The organism is Cyanobacteria bacterium FACHB-DQ100, from assembly GCA_014695195.1.
Classification (GTDB): domain Bacteria; phylum Cyanobacteriota; class Cyanobacteriia; order Leptolyngbyales; family Leptolyngbyaceae; genus Leptolyngbya.
In genome coordinates this window covers 15271-30826 of record JACJNW010000018.1, presented here as the reverse complement: position 1 = coordinate 30826, position 15556 = coordinate 15271, and the positions used below count along the sequence as shown (strand labels likewise).

At 46.4% G+C, this 15556-nt stretch carries 11 protein-coding genes and 1 pseudogene; 2 read left to right on the top strand and 10 right to left on the bottom strand.

Annotation, left to right across the window (positions count from 1 at the left end; genetic code table 11):
* The 5 genes from H6F51_04895 to H6F51_04875 form a co-directional block, all read right to left on the bottom strand.
* A partial coding sequence (locus H6F51_04895; protein ID MBD1821834.1) for a Dna2/Cas4 domain-containing protein occupies positions 1-296 on the bottom strand: 296 nt, incomplete at its 3' end.
* Positions 297-365: 69 nt separating this feature from the next.
* Complete coding sequence (cas6, locus tag H6F51_04890; GenBank protein MBD1821833.1) at positions 366-1397, bottom strand: CRISPR system precrRNA processing endoribonuclease RAMP protein Cas6; 1032 nt, start codon at positions 1395-1397, stop codon at positions 366-368.
* Positions 1375-2007, bottom strand: a complete 633-nt coding sequence (locus tag H6F51_04885) for a hypothetical protein (protein MBD1821832.1) — start codon at positions 2005-2007, stop codon at positions 1375-1377. The genes cas6 and H6F51_04885 overlap by 23 nt, the downstream gene beginning before the upstream one ends.
* Positions 2008-2113: 106 nt before the next feature.
* A complete protein-coding gene (locus H6F51_04880; protein ID MBD1821831.1) occupies positions 2114-3082 on the bottom strand; it encodes a DevR family CRISPR-associated autoregulator in 969 nt (322 codons plus the stop codon).
* Positions 3083-3096: 14 nt separating this feature from the next.
* Positions 3097-4917 (bottom strand): hypothetical protein, encoded by a 1821-nt coding sequence (locus H6F51_04875; protein ID MBD1821830.1) that lies wholly within the window; start codon positions 4915-4917, stop codon positions 3097-3099.
* Between the two features lie 184 nt (positions 4918-5101).
* On the opposite strand from H6F51_04875, the pseudogene H6F51_04870 reads away from it, so the two are divergent.
* A pseudogene (locus H6F51_04870) lies at positions 5102-6019 on the top strand (transposase).
* A 127-nt stretch (positions 6020-6146) separates the two neighbouring features.
* Here the strand turns inward: H6F51_04870 and cas3 are convergent.
* Together cas3 and H6F51_04860 are read right to left on the bottom strand one after the other, a co-directional pair.
* A complete protein-coding gene (cas3, locus tag H6F51_04865) occupies positions 6147-8870 on the bottom strand; it encodes a CRISPR-associated helicase Cas3' (GenBank protein MBD1821829.1) in 2724 nt (907 codons plus the stop codon).
* A gap of 47 nt (positions 8871-8917) precedes the next feature.
* Positions 8918-9919: a hypothetical protein gene (locus H6F51_04860; GenBank protein MBD1821828.1), complete on the bottom strand. Its 1002-nt coding sequence runs from the start codon at positions 9917-9919 to the stop codon at positions 8918-8920.
* A gap of 79 nt (positions 9920-9998) precedes the next feature.
* On the opposite strand from H6F51_04860, the gene H6F51_04855 reads away from it, so the two are divergent.
* The gene (locus tag H6F51_04855; GenBank protein MBD1821827.1) at positions 9999-10754 is read left to right on the top strand and encodes a Uma2 family endonuclease; all 756 of its coding nucleotides are present in this window, start codon (positions 9999-10001) and stop codon (positions 10752-10754) included.
* On the opposite strand, the gene H6F51_04850 is transcribed toward H6F51_04855, so the two are convergent.
* The 3 genes from H6F51_04850 to H6F51_04840 all read right to left on the bottom strand — a co-directional run bounded on the left by H6F51_04850 (position 10699) and on the right by H6F51_04840 (position 15555).
* Entirely contained in the window at positions 10699-13707 is a 3009-nt protein-coding gene (locus tag H6F51_04850) for a putative DNA binding domain-containing protein (protein MBD1821826.1), read from the bottom strand. The two genes, H6F51_04855 and H6F51_04850, sit on opposite strands and share 56 nt — an antisense overlap.
* Positions 13708-13788: 81 nt before the next feature.
* Positions 13789-14433: a hypothetical protein gene (locus tag H6F51_04845; GenBank protein MBD1821825.1), complete on the bottom strand. Its 645-nt coding sequence runs from the start codon at positions 14431-14433 to the stop codon at positions 13789-13791.
* A 48-nt stretch (positions 14434-14481) separates the two neighbouring features.
* On the bottom strand, positions 14482-15555 hold the full coding sequence (locus H6F51_04840; protein ID MBD1821824.1) for a CRISPR-associated protein: 1074 nt from the start codon (positions 15553-15555) through the stop codon (positions 14482-14484).
* Position 15556 lies beyond the last annotated feature (1 nt).

Here is a 15556-nt window from a genome sequence, read left to right as displayed (position 1 = left end):
TGCTTTGCCATCTTGCCCTTCTTGTATTCGATCGGGATGAGCTCACCCGCTCGCTCCTCAACGGCATCAATGATGCCAGAGACCCCAAGACGATCGCTCCACACCCACTGCTGTTGGTGAATGCGCGTATCGCCCTCTTGCACCACAATCTCTTCATTGATGTTGCGATGCAGATGACGACCCAAGATGATGTGTTCGTTGTCTTCCATTTCGCCCAGCACGTACTCAAAATAAAAGCGCCGGGGGCAATACTCCCAAGCATTGAGATACGCTAGGGGCAAGTAGTCTTCTGTCATAGTTTGAAATGATAATTGATGGCAAGCCCCCAGCCGCTAAGCTATTGAGTTGAATAAAGCAGAATAGCGCTAACCTTTCTGCCTTGTCGCCTCGAGCTGCTTGGTTAAACCCATTCCCATTGCAGTTTTGCGTCCCACTCCCGCAAACTGAGCAAATTGAGACAATACGGCTGCAACCTGAGCTTGTGCTTCATTGCTAAATTCATACCTTGCCCATCCTTGCGCTCCAATCTCTGCGCCACCTTTCATCTTAAGTGCATAGGTCTTGAGGTCATAAGCTGCTGTGACTCCGCTCCACTCTTGCTCAGGAAACTGTAACTCAAGCGGTGCAAAACTATTCCAGCGCCGCAATAAGCTGCTAAAGACTAAATCAGGTAAGGGAAAGGGCTGGATTGTTTTTCCCTGCTTAAAGCTCGTGGGGGTGAGAAATTGCAGATCAATCACCCGTTGGGACGGAACTTGCGACAGCGTTTCGTAACTGCTAGTTTGCAGAATCTCAATGTTTCTGCCGATGCGACAAGGAATGTCAGTCAGGGTCATTTCGGACCCGAGATCCTGGCTCAGTCCCCAAAGTAATGGTGCTAAGAGATCTTTTTGCAGGAGTCCAATCCGCAACACCATCTGCTTGGCTGAGAGCGATCGCATTGTCAGCGTCATCGGTAAAGCATCAGCCCGATGTAGCTGAGTGGCAAGCGCCTCATCTGCAAATCCAATCCAGCGTAGGCAAAGGGCATGAATTGCTCGACCTAAGGTGGGTGGCAATGTTGCGCTAACGCTGATCGGAACTTGCAGAATATGGAGCGAATGAGAATCGACTTCTACTCCAGTCATATCGTAGGGGCGACCCTGCCACTCGATCGTCGTACTTGTTCCAATCTGACGGCAAATCGTTTGCATTAGTTCTGGATAGGGCTGAGTCTGTGGAAGTACTGCCATTACGCGGGTTACGCCATTTCTCGGAATCAGAGGAATCCAGCTTGGAGCCGGATCAAACTCAGACAACCAGCCCTTGAGCGAGGTGAGCTTGCGGGGAGCAACACTCGATTTTAGGACTACGCTCAGTCCAGCAATGTTTGACTCAATGTCGGATGTAAAGGTCATAACGCGCACTTGTAGAGGTGAGTTGGAGCGGAAGTAATCCCGGTTTGATCACGCGATCTCGATCGAGTTGAGCTTTCTCGGTTGAAAATGGATTGATGCGATTGAAGGTGGCTTTTGCGCCTAAATCATCCATCGGCTGTACTGTGAATCCTGGTTCTGGAGTTGCCTGAAATCCAGGCTCATTCGATCGCTGAATTTCATCGGGCAGGTATTGGAAAAAACAACCTCGCTTGCCAAAGTAGTTGATTTGAGAAAAGAGATGTTCTAATTCCACCAGACGATCGCTCTGTCCCACGCAAATCTTTAGATTGCCTTCCAAATGTATCCACTCGCGAAAGACAAATCCATCTTGCAGGGGCAGGGTGGAACGGCTCTTATCTGCTTTATCCGCCGTCTGGTCGTAGTAGCGCAGCTTATACCCGTTGCGGTTGACGATCAGCTTTTCTGGCGGCAGCATAAACACTTGCAAATCCCGTATCCAAGCAAATTCTTGTTTGATCCAGAGATCGAAGTTCTCTTGATGCTGCTTGCCCTGTTCCTCAAGCAATACTCGCAGAAGCGCCATTTTAATCGCATAGGGAGTCGGAACCAGGTTTGATCGTGCCGCCATACTGGTCGCATCCGATCGCTTTAGAGAAAACAAGCTCACAGGCTGATAGCTGACCGTCAGCCATGTTGCTTCCCCTAACCCTCCGACTGCCTGAGTGTCTTTCGGTTTACTCTCCCGCTTCGGCATGGTCACTCTCCCAGGGTTGCGCTTGCTCGATCAAGGTGGCAATTTGATCTGCGAATTGTGCAAGGGTGTCAAATGGATAAAGGCGAATCGTGCCCTCACCGTTCAATCGATTCAGGGTTTGAGCAAGGCTCTCAATCTGCCGCTCAAAATCCGGCTGAAGTGGGCTAACCATCGGTGCAGGACAGCGCTTTGTACTGACGGTGATCACGCCTGAAAAACCATCTGGGTGAGGAAGATGAGTGTTACGCTTGGCTCCATTAGGCTGCAAGAACGTATACAGCACGCTCTTCAGCAGTGCATCCAATCGTTGCTTTGATTCTGCTTTGTTGATCGCATAGCTGAAGTTATGGGGATTGTAGCCGATGCGAAAGGCTTCGATGTTTAACACCGTCGCATACAAGCCAGAACTCACCTGCACATTGTAAGGTGTGGGATTATCTTCACCATACTTTGCGTGAAAGTAGCTTTGGGTTTTAACTAGGGTGGGTACTCCCACCACGGTTCCGAACTCAATCACCGATTCACGCTTGAGCGTTTGTCCACCTTTCACAGTCACCATAAACCCTTCTAAATCGCTCATGGTGCAGAGCTTGAGAACTTTGTCGGTACGGGTGATCAGATTCGTCTCTTGTGCCGAGAAGAAGGTGTCTTTCTGAGCTTCAATGTCGTAGCCCACGCGATCAGGATTAAACCGTTTGCCGCCTTCTGATAGGGATAAACTGCTCTCGATCGCAATGCGATGCAAGTGTTTTGCCTGAATGTGCTTCAGCATATCGCCAGACACGCCATTGACATACTGCGGCTCAGGATTGTTCTTGCCGATCACGTAGTAACGGCGGGTTAGAGACTGATTGCCTTCATTACCCTCATTGTTCAATGCATGAAGCTGCCACGATAGTTGACCATTGACTGCGATTGAATAAACCGGAAATTGATGCGCTTGAGCCATTGTTTAAGTCCTCCTTATGCAGCTTCTTGATCGGTGTCGGATGAATTCTGTGAGCCTGGCGCTTTGTGGTCGACAGCTTTACCCCAGCCTTTTGCATAGCCATAGGCGATCAACAAATTGCCAACTAGACTGGAGCCAAACTTCTCGATTAGATGAATGAGATGGTCTAAGTCCTCTTTTGTTGTCCAAATTCGGCGAGGTCTGCCTTGTTTTTGCAGTTCTTCATCAATTCGCAGATTCTCGTTTTCGTAATCTGCAAGAAACGATGTGATTTCAATGATGAAATCTTTTTTGGAACCAGATTGACTGCTCAGTCGCTGAGCCAGTCCATACCGTCTTTCCCAACCATGTTCATCTTTTCCGGCATAGACTGTGGCACTATTGATCGCTTTCGCAATCCGAAGAAATCCCGGATTCTCTGTGATCTCAGTCAGATTCCAGTCTTTGTCGCCTTTCAGCGACGTGAAGCTTTGAGTCATAATGTCGAGTCCTTGTTTAGAAAATCGAGCGGGTGAAAACCTATGTTTGGGATCAGCGAGTTGCCTGACGATATAGTCGGCATAGCTCACCTGGAATCGAAAGAATTGATCTAGATTTGAACCTGCGATGAAATCTCGGTAGGCAGCAAGCAGTTCACTGTGCCCTTCGTCGGCAGAAAGCGATCGCACCACGCTCAAATGCTCTAGCAATACATCCTGATACTCACCAATCTCCTGCTGATTGGCAGGGCGAATCCAGTCCGGTAAACCCAGACTAAAGATCTCCTTTACACCATAGACTTGCCCTTTCGAGTTGAAGTGTGTACCGCTAAAGCCACCGACAATTCTTTTGATTGAGGTTCCTCTGCCTCGCTGCCTGCGTCCTTGGGGTTGTATAACAACGCTGTTTGCAGGGTGTGCGTTCAAAAGCGTTTGGCAGAATTTCAGTACGATTTCTGCATCAAACCGAGCAACTCCAAACGCACCGCTTGGAGGATTGGTTTTCCGCAGATCGGTCAATGCAGCACTGTAGTCAGAGAGCGAGATTTCTTTTGGCTCCAGTGTAACCACTCGCCAATCATAGGTACTCTCAGCAACTTTGACTCGTTCTGACAAACCAAATTCAAGCAGACCTGCGGCAATCAGCCAGAGGATGACCCATTCCTCGGTTTGGCTGCTTCCAAGCTGGTTACTATCTGCTTTAGAACGATTCACGCCTTGAACGGAAGTGGGAAGAAACACTTTAACTGCGCTTCCGGGCTTGGGCAAGCTTTTACCCGATCGTTGCTTAAATCGCTCCGCGATCGATTGAGCCACGCTTGCATCTGGAGAATTCGCGATATCAAATGCATCTAGAATCGCTGCTAGGAGTGCCCCAAAATTGGATTGCAACTCGAAGGCAGATAGCCACAGGGCATTATGGTTACGATCGTGCCGCATCGAGGTCAAGATCACTCCATTTTGCGTTCGGGGATCAAATCCTGGTTCGGGTTGCTCTGCCTCACGCAGGTTCTGTTTTTCACTCGCAGGGAGTCTCATCCACTCTCGATACCGAGTACGGTCTTGGGACTCCTTCACGGTGTCAAAGAAATCGGTATCCGGTGGAAGTCCAGACACATCGGTTTTCGCACCTTTGACCGGCTGAAATAGATGGAAGAATGCCACATTAGCAGCTTCATCTGTGGGGATGTCTTGCGCGAGACTCAGTTCGTAAGCTGTTCCGCGATCGCAAAGGATGATTTTCTCTAAGCCATAAAGACCTCTCTGAATCTGTTGAGCGACCTGAACTATTCCAAGCATGAGAAACATATCAGCATACGTCCCAAACAGCTTGGGAACCCGAAGCGTTTTGGTCATGAGTTTGCTCCACTCATGGATGTTGTCTAAATATTTGAGCCTTAGTAGAGAATACCTACCCTTGGAAGAGGCTATTTCCGAGCCGTTACGTATGAAGCGATGAAAACCGCCTCAGAGTTGAATAAACTTCATCGGAAATAAGTTAAGCTGAACAGCAAGAATTCAATTTCTTCTCAGAACGATTGTGATGTTGAACTACCAAAGCTTGAGAAACAAACCCCGCATCTTTCAGAGCTTAACCGGAATCAGCCTGAGTGAGTTTGAGGACTTGTTGCCATCGTTCGAGCAAGCTTGGCAAGCCTACGTGGTGGAACATCACCTCAAAGGGAAGACAAGACAACGCAGCTACGGGGGTGGACGACCCGGACAACTGAAAGCAGATCGCGACAAGCTGCTATTCATCTTAGTGTACTTCCGGTTGTACCCGACCCAGGAGGTACAAGGCTACCTGTTTGGAATGGGACAACCGCAGGCGAATGAGTGGATACATAAGCTGAGTGGCGTGCTGAATCAAGCCTTGGGATATGAGAAACAGTTACCCGAACGGGATGCTCGTAAGCTCGAAGCAATCTTGAATGAGTGCCCAGCACTGGAATTTGTGATTGATGGGACAGACCGAACGATTAATCGTCCGCAGGACAAGGAGGAACGAAAAAAGTACTACAGCGGCAAACGGAAAGCCCATGCAGTGAAGAACACTCTGATTGCTGAACGTCGTGGCAAAGTAAAGTATTTGAGCAAGACCTACGAGGGTAAAAAGCATGACAAAGCGATAGCCGATGAAGAAGGCTACCGCTTTCCAGAAGGCAGTCGCTTGTAGCAAGATACGGGCTTTCAAGGCTTTGCACCCACGGGCGTGATTGTGCTGCAACCGAAGAAGAAGCCGCGTAACCAAGAACTGACCGACGCAGAAAAACAACTGAATCGACTGATTTCCAAGCAACGAGTGCCGATTGAGCATCACATTGGCGGCATCAAGCGGTCTGCGATTGTGATGCAGAAATTTCGGAATCGTAAGGAGAACTATGTGGATCAAGTGATGGAAACGGCGTGTGGATTGCATAATTTTCGTCTCGACCACCGCCAGTTGAAATTCGCTTAGTTTGACGAGAAACTAGGAAACCAGTTTGAAGCTCTACTGCTTGCTATTTCCGATAAAGTTTAATATGTAGCAATCCTAGCCCCATCCGCCTAACCATTTCACACCCTGAATAAAGCGAGTCAAATCTCTAGATCTGAACTGATCGCCCATCACAGATTCGCAGCCCTCGCACGACAAGCCAGTAGAGCTGTTGATATTCCATCTGATCCATAAAGCCGTTGAGTCGAATTTCTCCCGCTGGATAGGCCTGCTGAGAGAGTACAGGAGGCTCAACAGTCAGCAAGAGAATTTGCACAAGATTTGGGGTTAGAAGCCGTTGCCAGCTTTGAGCGATCGCTTCATTTGTTCTCCCATGCAGCTGCAGTTTGCCGCGACGTCGTGGGTCACGCCTGATTTCTGCGAGCGTATCCGATTCCCAACCTTTTGCCCAGGCCGAGTGATGCCTTCCCGCTACCATCTCAACGACAGTGCAGAAGCAATCACTCACCTCAGCACTCGCTTGAAAAACGTTCTCTAACACAGGAATCAATGTGGTTTCCAGAATTTCACCTGCCAGAAACGCACTTTCGATCGCGTGAGTCGGACGCGCATTTCGCTTTTCATACGCTTTCAGGCTCTCTTTTTGAGTTCTTCCCTCGTTGTCTTTTTGCTGGTCATCAGCTGGGTCGTAGTCCGTATGGGCAATCAGGTAATCCTTTGGATTAGAGCCCTTGAAATGCTGATGCGCGATCGCCTGCCACCCTCGCATCGCCGACTGCCACTGAACCTGGAGTTTCCCGAGATCATGAGTGATGACGGCTAGAAGAACGAGGAGCTCAAATAGTGCTTCTGCCTGGTTCTGCGTTGCATCAGTAAAGAACGTGTGTCGAATAAACCGTCCTCCAGCTTTCAACTGCTCATCCCGCATACTTTGATACTGGGGTTGAATCAGCGGAAAAGGGTGCTTCCAGCACGTCCAAATCCTTCCCAAGTGACCCACATAGGTATCCATGCGATAGCGGTATTCCTGCCGATCTGATTTGACGGTTTTCACCTGAGAGCGATAGTTTCCTTCGACCTCCGCACCAATTTGCAAGCCAATTTGATCGTCATAGTCCACATAGGTCGGATTGACCAGCAATCGGATACTATTGCTAATTGCGCGCTGATCCGTAATCGGTCTAGCAACAGGCAAACTGTAGCCCTCACTGGTTTTCTCAGGCTGCACAATTTCTTTGAAAATCCAATCTTGAGCATGGCTCTCTTGAAACTCGCGGAAGATTTTGAGCAGCGTTGTTCTGGGCAGAGAGAAGGCTTCTAGCCCTTGTAAATCGACTTCAGGCAAATCTAGATCAATCGTCGGCTGCTCTTCAACCATAAAAATGCTGCGATTGTCCACCAGACGGATCAATTTTTGGGCAACTTGTTCTCCCTCGAAGATAGCTTTGCGAAACAGTTTATGAAACTCTGATGCATTTTCCTGCCGTTTTTTCGCCTGCTGCTGATCTCCTGCTTCATGCACTTCGTTGACCCAACGTGCTTCAATCTCATACCCAACTGACAGGTTTAGATGAGTTGTTCGCTGTAAAACCGTCCAAGTTAGCTCACAAACTGAATCTTCGTAAGGAAGAAACCTTCGCCGCGATCGCTGTTCAACTTCAGCAATGCGATCGTCATCGTCTTCAGATTGAGTGATTTCAGTTAGAGCTCCACTGGTTTGCACCTCGCGATACACTTTCACCCATCCGGTCTGATGAGAAAACCGCGCACAGCGCCCTGCTCGTTGCAGAAGGGAATTCATCGGGCATAGCAGGGTGTGCATCACGTCACAGGTGAGATCTATTCCCGCTTCAATCACCTGAGTTGAAATCAGAATGTGACAATATCCATCTTGCTTTTGGTATCCGGCTTTTCCAAATCTTTGTTTTAGGTTAGTTTCTTTCTGTTTGCGATCGCGAGATAGAAATCGCGAATGTAGCAGTGAGACTTTGATTAGCTGACCGCTCACTTCATCTTGCAAGTCCTGAAAGAGACCCTGAGCTTGAGCGACGGTATTGCAAAGAACAATCACCCGCTGGCGCTGATGCTTTAGCACATCCTGTACGATAGCTGAAGCAGTCAGCGGGAGATCTGCCGCCTCAAAATATCGCTGACGAGTCTCGATCACCCTCAGATCCTCGTCTACAACAGTCATCAGTTGAATGGCTTCTGTTGAGGATTGCTTTTGCCGAGGAGTGAGTGATTGAAGTTCCTGGCAAATTTGCTCTGCAAGTTCTTCTGTCAGGGTTGCAGTCATCAGCAGGAAAGGAGAAATCCCCTGTACCTGCTTTAAGAGTTCTAAGGTCGTTGCAAATGAGCGATCTGGATCCAGTAGATGCAGTTCGTCAAACACAAGATAGGCAGCAAACACAACGCCTGCATTCACATTCGCAGAACCCCGACCGACCGAGTAGGGAATGCTGAGGAAGCTGCTCAACAATTGGTCAATCGTGCAGAAGATAATATCACCTTCAAACCGGGGGTCTTCTGGATTTTCACCCGTTTGCAAAGTGACAGCTAAAGGGCGTTTGGTCGGATAGATCGCTTCCCAGTCTCTAACATATTGCTCAACGCGATCACGCAAACTAGTGGCTAGCGTTCTGAGTGGAACAACATAAATCAGCTTGTTGGGAAACGCTTCAAGCCCTATGGCTTTAGCAAAGAGAAATGGAGCGATCGCGGTTTCGGTTTTGCCTGCGCCCGTTGGGGCACGCAGCAGCGCATTTTTTCCAGAAAGAATGGTGGTAATGGTTTGATGTTGAAATTGGCGCGGAGAGAATCCTGTTAATCTCTGAAAGAGAGAATGAATGTCACAAGTCTTGAAGTCTGTCATCGTGAACTACAACGAGGGTGACTGCAGAGCCCCTGCCAGAACGCGATTTAGTCCAGCAGGGTAATGATTTCTTCTAGAGTGAGCTGAGAAGGCGTATTCCAGGGAGATCCCCCAACGGTGCGCCGCCCGCCCCATGTGCCCGATTTTGGATCTTTCGCTTGTTCTGCTTGGGTGAGGCGATCGAATATCCCCTGAGTAAAATCGAGCGTGTGCTGCTGTGGATGTAGAGGAATGCTGCCCAGCGTGTATTGCGTACCGCCTGAGCGATGATCTCGAATCGTGACGGCTTCAGGACGTAGAGGATCTGCCGATGCCTCGCGCAGCTTGGGAATGGCATGGTAAAACGATCTTGGATCGATCGCATAGCTGGTACTCTTTTGATCGCAGACTGCTATTTCCCCCCGATTGGTGGGGACAAATTGAATTCGATGATCGTCCATCAGCATCTGCGCATCCGCTTCAATCTGCTGCCAGTAATCATCTGCTTCTCCGCCCTCGCCTGGATAGAGACGATCTCCCTGTGCGGCTTCTATTAGCCATTCTGTTCCCCGCCGAAATGCTTCTGAGGAATAGGCCTCCCAATGTTCGTTTGCCCACTCTTTGCGTTCCGGGGGTAATCCAAGATCGGCAGCGATCCCGTCGCTAGAGTTTTTAAGCGCCACAACAGCTTTGGCAGCAAACTCCGCATACGACTTCAGTGCTTCTGGAACCGTAAGATGATCACAATCCCAAGCGATCGCTTTAAATTTTGTCACCGTTTCATCGGTCAGTACCTCACGCGGTAGCTGTACCCAAGCCGCAGCACAGCAGGCATCGGCATCGACCATTGTGGTGACGAAGCAAGGAGGTTGGGGTGTGGGTTGTTCTTCGATCAGCGGTCGCTCATTGGGAGTGGGAATTTCATCGATCTGGATATCGGCTCCACTGGGGCGATGATGATCCCAGTGCAGGTCGCCCGGTTTCGCTTCCCAATCGGGGACAGTGCCATCGACCATAATGATTTGATGGTCGGTGGGGATACGATCGGCGTTGGTGGTGACGAGGTACATAGGACAGCAATCACAGACGGTTAGCTTAAGATTAGAGGAAATGGCAACTAGAAGCACTACTCTCTCAGAGGAAACGGGGATGGTCGTGCAGATTCCGATTCAACGAATTCAGGTTCCACCGGGGCAACGGGTGCTGTTGCGCGAGGTCAGTTGGGAAGAATTTGAGGCGATTTTGCAGGAGTTGGGAGATCGTCGGAGTGAGCGAGTAGCGTATTGTGATGGACTCTTAGAGATTATGGCTCCTTTGCCAGAACACGAATACTTCAAGGAAACGATCGGCGATGCAATCAAAGACATGGCAGAAACGCTCGACCTGAACTATGAGAGCTATGGTTCGACCACTTGGCGAAAACAGGCAAAGCAAGCAGGCTTAGAGTCAGATAACTGCTTTTATTTCCAGAATGAAGCCAGAATTCGCGGTAAGTTGCAGTTCGATCTGACTCAAGACCCACTGCCCGATCTGGCGCTAGAGATTGATGTGACGAGTCAATCGTTGGAGCGGTTTCCGATTTATGCCCGTTTGGGTGTACCGGAACTTTGGTGCTGTGACACTGGCAGACTGAGGATCTATCACCTCCAGGATGAGCAGTATGTTGAGGTAGAATGCAGCAGCATCTTTCCGCAATTGGATATTGCTGCTCTATCTCGGCTGATTGAGGCAAAGCGCTCTGAGGGGCGATTGGCGTTACGGCGATCGGTTCGAGCATGGGTGCGGCAGCAGATGCAGGAGTGGGGGGAGCGACCGCAATTACATTGCCCTACCTCGTACCTATTCTCATCTAGGTTCCCTGAAGTCTTAGAAAATGTACCCGCCCAGATTTCTCACCTGCAATGATGATATTTTCAGGTGAGATAGCGCAAGTTTTTATTTCACTTTCTCCTGTGAATATAGTAATTGGTTTTAGTACTTCTCCACTTTCAAAATCCTCACTTTCAAGTTCTTTCAAGTCCCAAACTTTCAGAGTACAATCATTAGACGTTGAAACGGCATAACGGTTATTGGATGCAATAACTATAGATGTAATAATTTGAGAGTGTGCAGCAAAAGAGCGCCTCCGCTTATTGTTCTGAATGTCCCAAACTTCTAAGTCATTATTATAATTTGTCGAAATCAAGTATTTTTGAGCCAGATCGATTGCAATGGCTGTTACTTGGTCGTCCTTTCTAAGGGTATATAGCGACTGACCAGTATGCAAATCCCAAATGTTTAGGTTTAAATCATCTGTTTTTAGACCTAAATCATTTTCTAAATCTAAATTACCTGCGCTAATATAATAACGCCCCCTAGGAGTAATTATTTTATTACGAGACCTATTCAACTGACTAAAAAATGCTGATTTTCCCTCAAACGTATATAGGCGTTCAAAATTTTTCAAGTCCCAAATTAAAGTTTTATTAGCTGAGCTTGATATCAGCCATTTTTTTTCAGAATTTATGGCTAAAGTTTTGATTGAATCGCTATGTCCCTCAAGCTGCTTATAAAGAACTTCAGAAGCTAAATCCCACACTTTCAAGTTATTGCAACTATCATCTGATGCAGAAATTACATATTGGCTATCAGGTGTAACAACAATAGAATTAATGAAGCTGGAATGCTGACCAAGTAAAGTTGGTCGAGCACTCTCTGATAAAAAATTTGAAATACAAAACACATTGTTTCTGCTTTCATCTTCAGATGTGAAAACAACTTGCTTCTCAAGAACTAACAGGTTATTAACTTGACCATCTGCTTCAAAAGTTTTTAGATGGGAAGCATCACTAATCTGCCAAAGCTTTAAGGTTTGATCATCAGAAAAGGAAATCGCATGTTCTCCATCTAGACTTACTAAAATATCTCTAACTTCACTAACATGCTTTTCTGCCACTTGTAGTAATTGATTATTCAGCAAACTCCAAATATTAAGTATTTTGTCTTCTGAAGCTGAAATGAAATTTTCACTATTTGGAGTGCCTATCACTTTGAATATGGGTGCTCTATGATCTGGGAGTTCCGTTAAGTACTGTCTACTCTCAAGATCCCAAATATAAATTACTTCATTGAAGAAGTTAGCATTAGATGGGACGGTGACAACTCGTTTTCCATCTGGAGTTAGAGTCCACATACTTACTGGCTGTTCAGTGTCATCGAGAATATCTATTACATCTCTTTCATAGTCCCATATCCGAATCAAATTTTCATCATCACTGAAAATAACTACACTACCATTAGGAGCAACAGCAGCATCTTTAATAAAATATCCTGATAAAGCCGCTTGGCATACATTTTTCTTTAAGTCCCAAATTCTTAAAGTTTCATCGTCTGACGCTGAAATGAGCTTATCTTGGTCAGGAAGTAAAATCAGAATAGTAATTTGGCTTTCATGTAATTGTTCTAGAAGCACATCAACTTTGATCAAGCTTTCACTAGATAGCTGCCAAGCATAAATGGTTGTATCTACTCCCAAAAAGCCATATTTTCCATCTTTAGAAATGACTAAGCTAGAAATAGGATTATCCAATTTTGCATCATATACACACTCTCCATCGGTTAAGCTCCAGACTCGCAGTGCTTTATCATCAGAAGCTGAAATTATCTTCTCACTGCTTGGCGTGAAAGCGATGGCATTAATTTCAGCTTGATGACCCTCCAATGAAAAAATGAGATTGCCTGTGCTTATATCCCAGACTTGCAGGGCAAAATCATCAGATATTATAATGATTTTCTTACTATCAGGTGTGATACTTAAAATACTGATTTGTTCATTATCTATATGCCAAGTCTTTAAGAGATTCCCACTATTCAAATCCCATATGTTAAGAGTTCCATCAGAAGATACAGAAACAAGTTTCTCAGAACTGGCATCAGCTATTAAAGCTTGAATTGGTCTTCTATGACCTTTAAGTGAATGAAGCAAAGATGCAATTGGAGGCTTTAAGCTAGTAGAAAGAGGTTTTAGCCAGCATCGTTCTCGATCTCCTTGATGTTCTTCTATGCCCTTTAGAATCGTTTGAACATTTAGCAATTGACAGGAGGCTAGCCTTCCTGTTATCTGGCATGCTAATTGTTCAAAATCCTGATTTAAAGCCTTGTCAGAGCATCTAAGCGCTGCTTGAATCAAGCAAAGTTCTTCTCTTTGCTCTCTAGTAAGAGTCGGCTCAAGATTGAAAACAGTAGAATACTTTTCGAGAAGCTGAAATAATCGACCTTCCCTAATTTCATTCTCAATATTCTGATAATTAACAAGTCTTTTATATAGCTCACTTTCTTGTTTATGCCTATTTTCTTTTTCTTCCCTTATTCTCCATCTTTCTTCGTCATTAGCCTTGTATATTTCTTCTCCATCAAAACCTCGGAGGAGAATGCTTCCTTTAGAAAACTCCTTTGTTCCTCCATCTGTTTTTACAGTTAGTGGTTTCTTTAACTCATATAGGTAGTCACTAGGCGGTATGGAAATTACAAATATTCGCTTCCCATCTAGTATTACTGTATCGCAACTTAAAGCCTGGAAATATTTGTCGCAAAATTCGTTTATTTTTTGTAGAATCTGCCTGTCCTTTATCTTTATGTCGCCAACATCATTAGTTCCTCTTATTCCATCTTTTGGTGTATTTTCGGCTCCTATAATTAAGTAACCATACTCGTTGGCAGTCCCAAGATTTCCATTTGCCAGAGCTATGATATCCTTAACAAGTTCATTCCACGATAATTTACTCCTCTGTCCTTCTAACTTGTACATTTCACTCTTAAATTCAAGCTTCACAGTTTCGTTTGGTTGATTTAGTAATTTACGTAACTGAGTTTCATCCATAATGGGAGCAACGTGTTTAAGATAGAGAGTTTCAGAGGATTTAAGTTAAGCTAACGTCTAGCTTGAAATGAGGTGCGAAGCTCATCCAACCCATTGCACTTTTTTGGGAATTCCGTTCTCTCGAATCTCTAAAATTTCCACTGTCACAACTTGCCCTACCTCTAGATCGCTATACTTTTTCGGCTCCTTGACAGTGAGTTTTATGCTTCCTGGTAGTTCATAGGTCACTGCTTTACCTTTAATTGTTTTAATCACTGCTTCTACCTGTTGTCTTAACTGAAAGTTTTGAGTTTGAGCAACTGCCTGAATTTCTGCTTGCCGTTCGGATTCAAGAACTTGAGGAGAGATAGTTGGGGCTCGCTTCGCAAGAGCCTCTAGATCTTCTTCGATCGCCCCTCCTTCTCGGTAATAACGCATCAAACGAGCTACCCAGCCTAAGATGTGTAGCATAGTGGCAGGCTTTGTTTGATAGGAAAGTAGGTAGTCACTACAAGCTTTTTCAATAGTACGGTAGTAATCTAGCGTTCGCCCACTGTGACCGATTGTTCTACCATTGTTAACGAGAGTTTTGAGATATTTGAAAAATCGTGCTCCAGCCTCAGCCTGATTTAGGTTGATGGCACTGCGGAGATACGCAATCGTTTTCCCTAACTCATTCACGTCAGTTTCTTGTTTGACCAATGTCTGGGCGATCGCGTGAGCACTCTGCCAATGGGATTCAGTCATTACTGTAGATTGAGTTTCGGTTACAGTGTCCATAGCCAACTCCTGAAGTTAGTACATGCCTGCTGGTGGCTCACGATCAGTGGGATAACGCAACACATTGGTCAATTGTTTTAGCTGCGAGTGCTCAATCAAGTCCTGGTGAGCCGACTGGATCATTTGCTGCATAAACTGTTGAAGGCGATTGCCCGTCAAAGTTTCGGATTCAGCAACGGTATAGGCAGAGTAGCGATCGCGTAACGCCTGTATCCCTTCAACTTCTTTGATCTCATTCACCATAACGGTCATCGTACCCATGCCAATTGGTTTGCCACCACCAACTTTGAGCACAATCGGATACTCTGGATCTTGTCCCAACACAACCAGTAACGTTCCCAATTCCGCTTTCGTTAAATTCTTAAAACTTAGCTGTGTTGTGAAGGTATAAGCTTTTCCAGCTTGCTGCACTGGAATACCTCTTTGTCCTGGGTCGATCGCTCTGACAGCGTGATAGTAAAACTTGCGACCTGCTACTCGACCACGTACAAAATAGGCGCTGCGTTGATCAGGACGAGGGCGATAGAGAGAAGGCATGAAACCCGTGGTAAAACCATTACTTTCACACTTAGCATCACTAAACTCAACCAATCCTTGCCAATCCAATGCACCAAATACTTGACTGGCAGGGCAAAGCTTTTTTTTATCCCGGCAGGGCAACCGCTCTGTAGGGATTTTGTCTCTATACCGAGAGGTTACTACGGCTAGAGTGCTATTGGTAATTGCTTCATAGACCGCTCGAATACAGCCTTTGAGAGAACTGCCTTGAATCGATAGATGCTGATCCGTGCCCTGCACCATCGGTTTGATTAATGGCACCCGGCTACTGATATCGCTACCCATTACAACAACTCCTGTTGAGACATGAACAGGACTTTCTACCTTAAGAGAAAGAGATATAGAACCATGAAGGCGATCTCTCAGATAATTCTGATGCCCTGCGGGAGATCTTAGCGAGGGTGGCTTGTCAGGAAATGAGATTAATTCATAGGGTTTTGGTGGCAACGAATCACCAGAGCCATAAGCACGGCGATTAGGCGGTGTAGGGGGATTACCAGATCGAGGTTTAGGACGAGGAGTATTAGTCATG

Coding starts and splice junctions, on each gene's coding strand:
- cas6 (MBD1821833.1), bottom strand. CDS start 1,397: ATGACCTTTACATCCGACATTGAGTCAAACATTGCTGGACTGAGCGTA.
- H6F51_04885 (MBD1821832.1), bottom strand. CDS start 2,007: ATGGCGGCACGATCAAACCTGGTTCCGACTCCCTATGCGATTAAAATG.
- H6F51_04880 (MBD1821831.1), bottom strand. CDS start 3,082: ATGGCTCAAGCGCATCAATTTCCGGTTTATTCAATCGCAGTCAATGGT.
- H6F51_04875 (MBD1821830.1), bottom strand. CDS start 4,917: ATGACCAAAACGCTTCGGGTTCCCAAGCTGTTTGGGACGTATGCTGAT.
- cas3 (MBD1821829.1), bottom strand. CDS start 8,870: ATGACAGACTTCAAGACTTGTGACATTCATTCTCTCTTTCAGAGATTA.
- H6F51_04860 (MBD1821828.1), bottom strand. CDS start 9,919: ATGTACCTCGTCACCACCAACGCCGATCGTATCCCCACCGACCATCAA.
- H6F51_04855 (MBD1821827.1), top strand. CDS start 9,999: ATGGTCGTGCAGATTCCGATTCAACGAATTCAGGTTCCACCGGGGCAA.
- H6F51_04850 (MBD1821826.1), bottom strand. CDS start 13,707: ATGGATGAAACTCAGTTACGTAAATTACTAAATCAACCAAACGAAACT.
- H6F51_04845 (MBD1821825.1), bottom strand. CDS start 14,433: ATGACTGAATCCCATTGGCAGAGTGCTCACGCGATCGCCCAGACATTG.
- H6F51_04840 (MBD1821824.1), bottom strand. CDS start 15,555: ATGACTAATACTCCTCGTCCTAAACCTCGATCTGGTAATCCCCCTACA.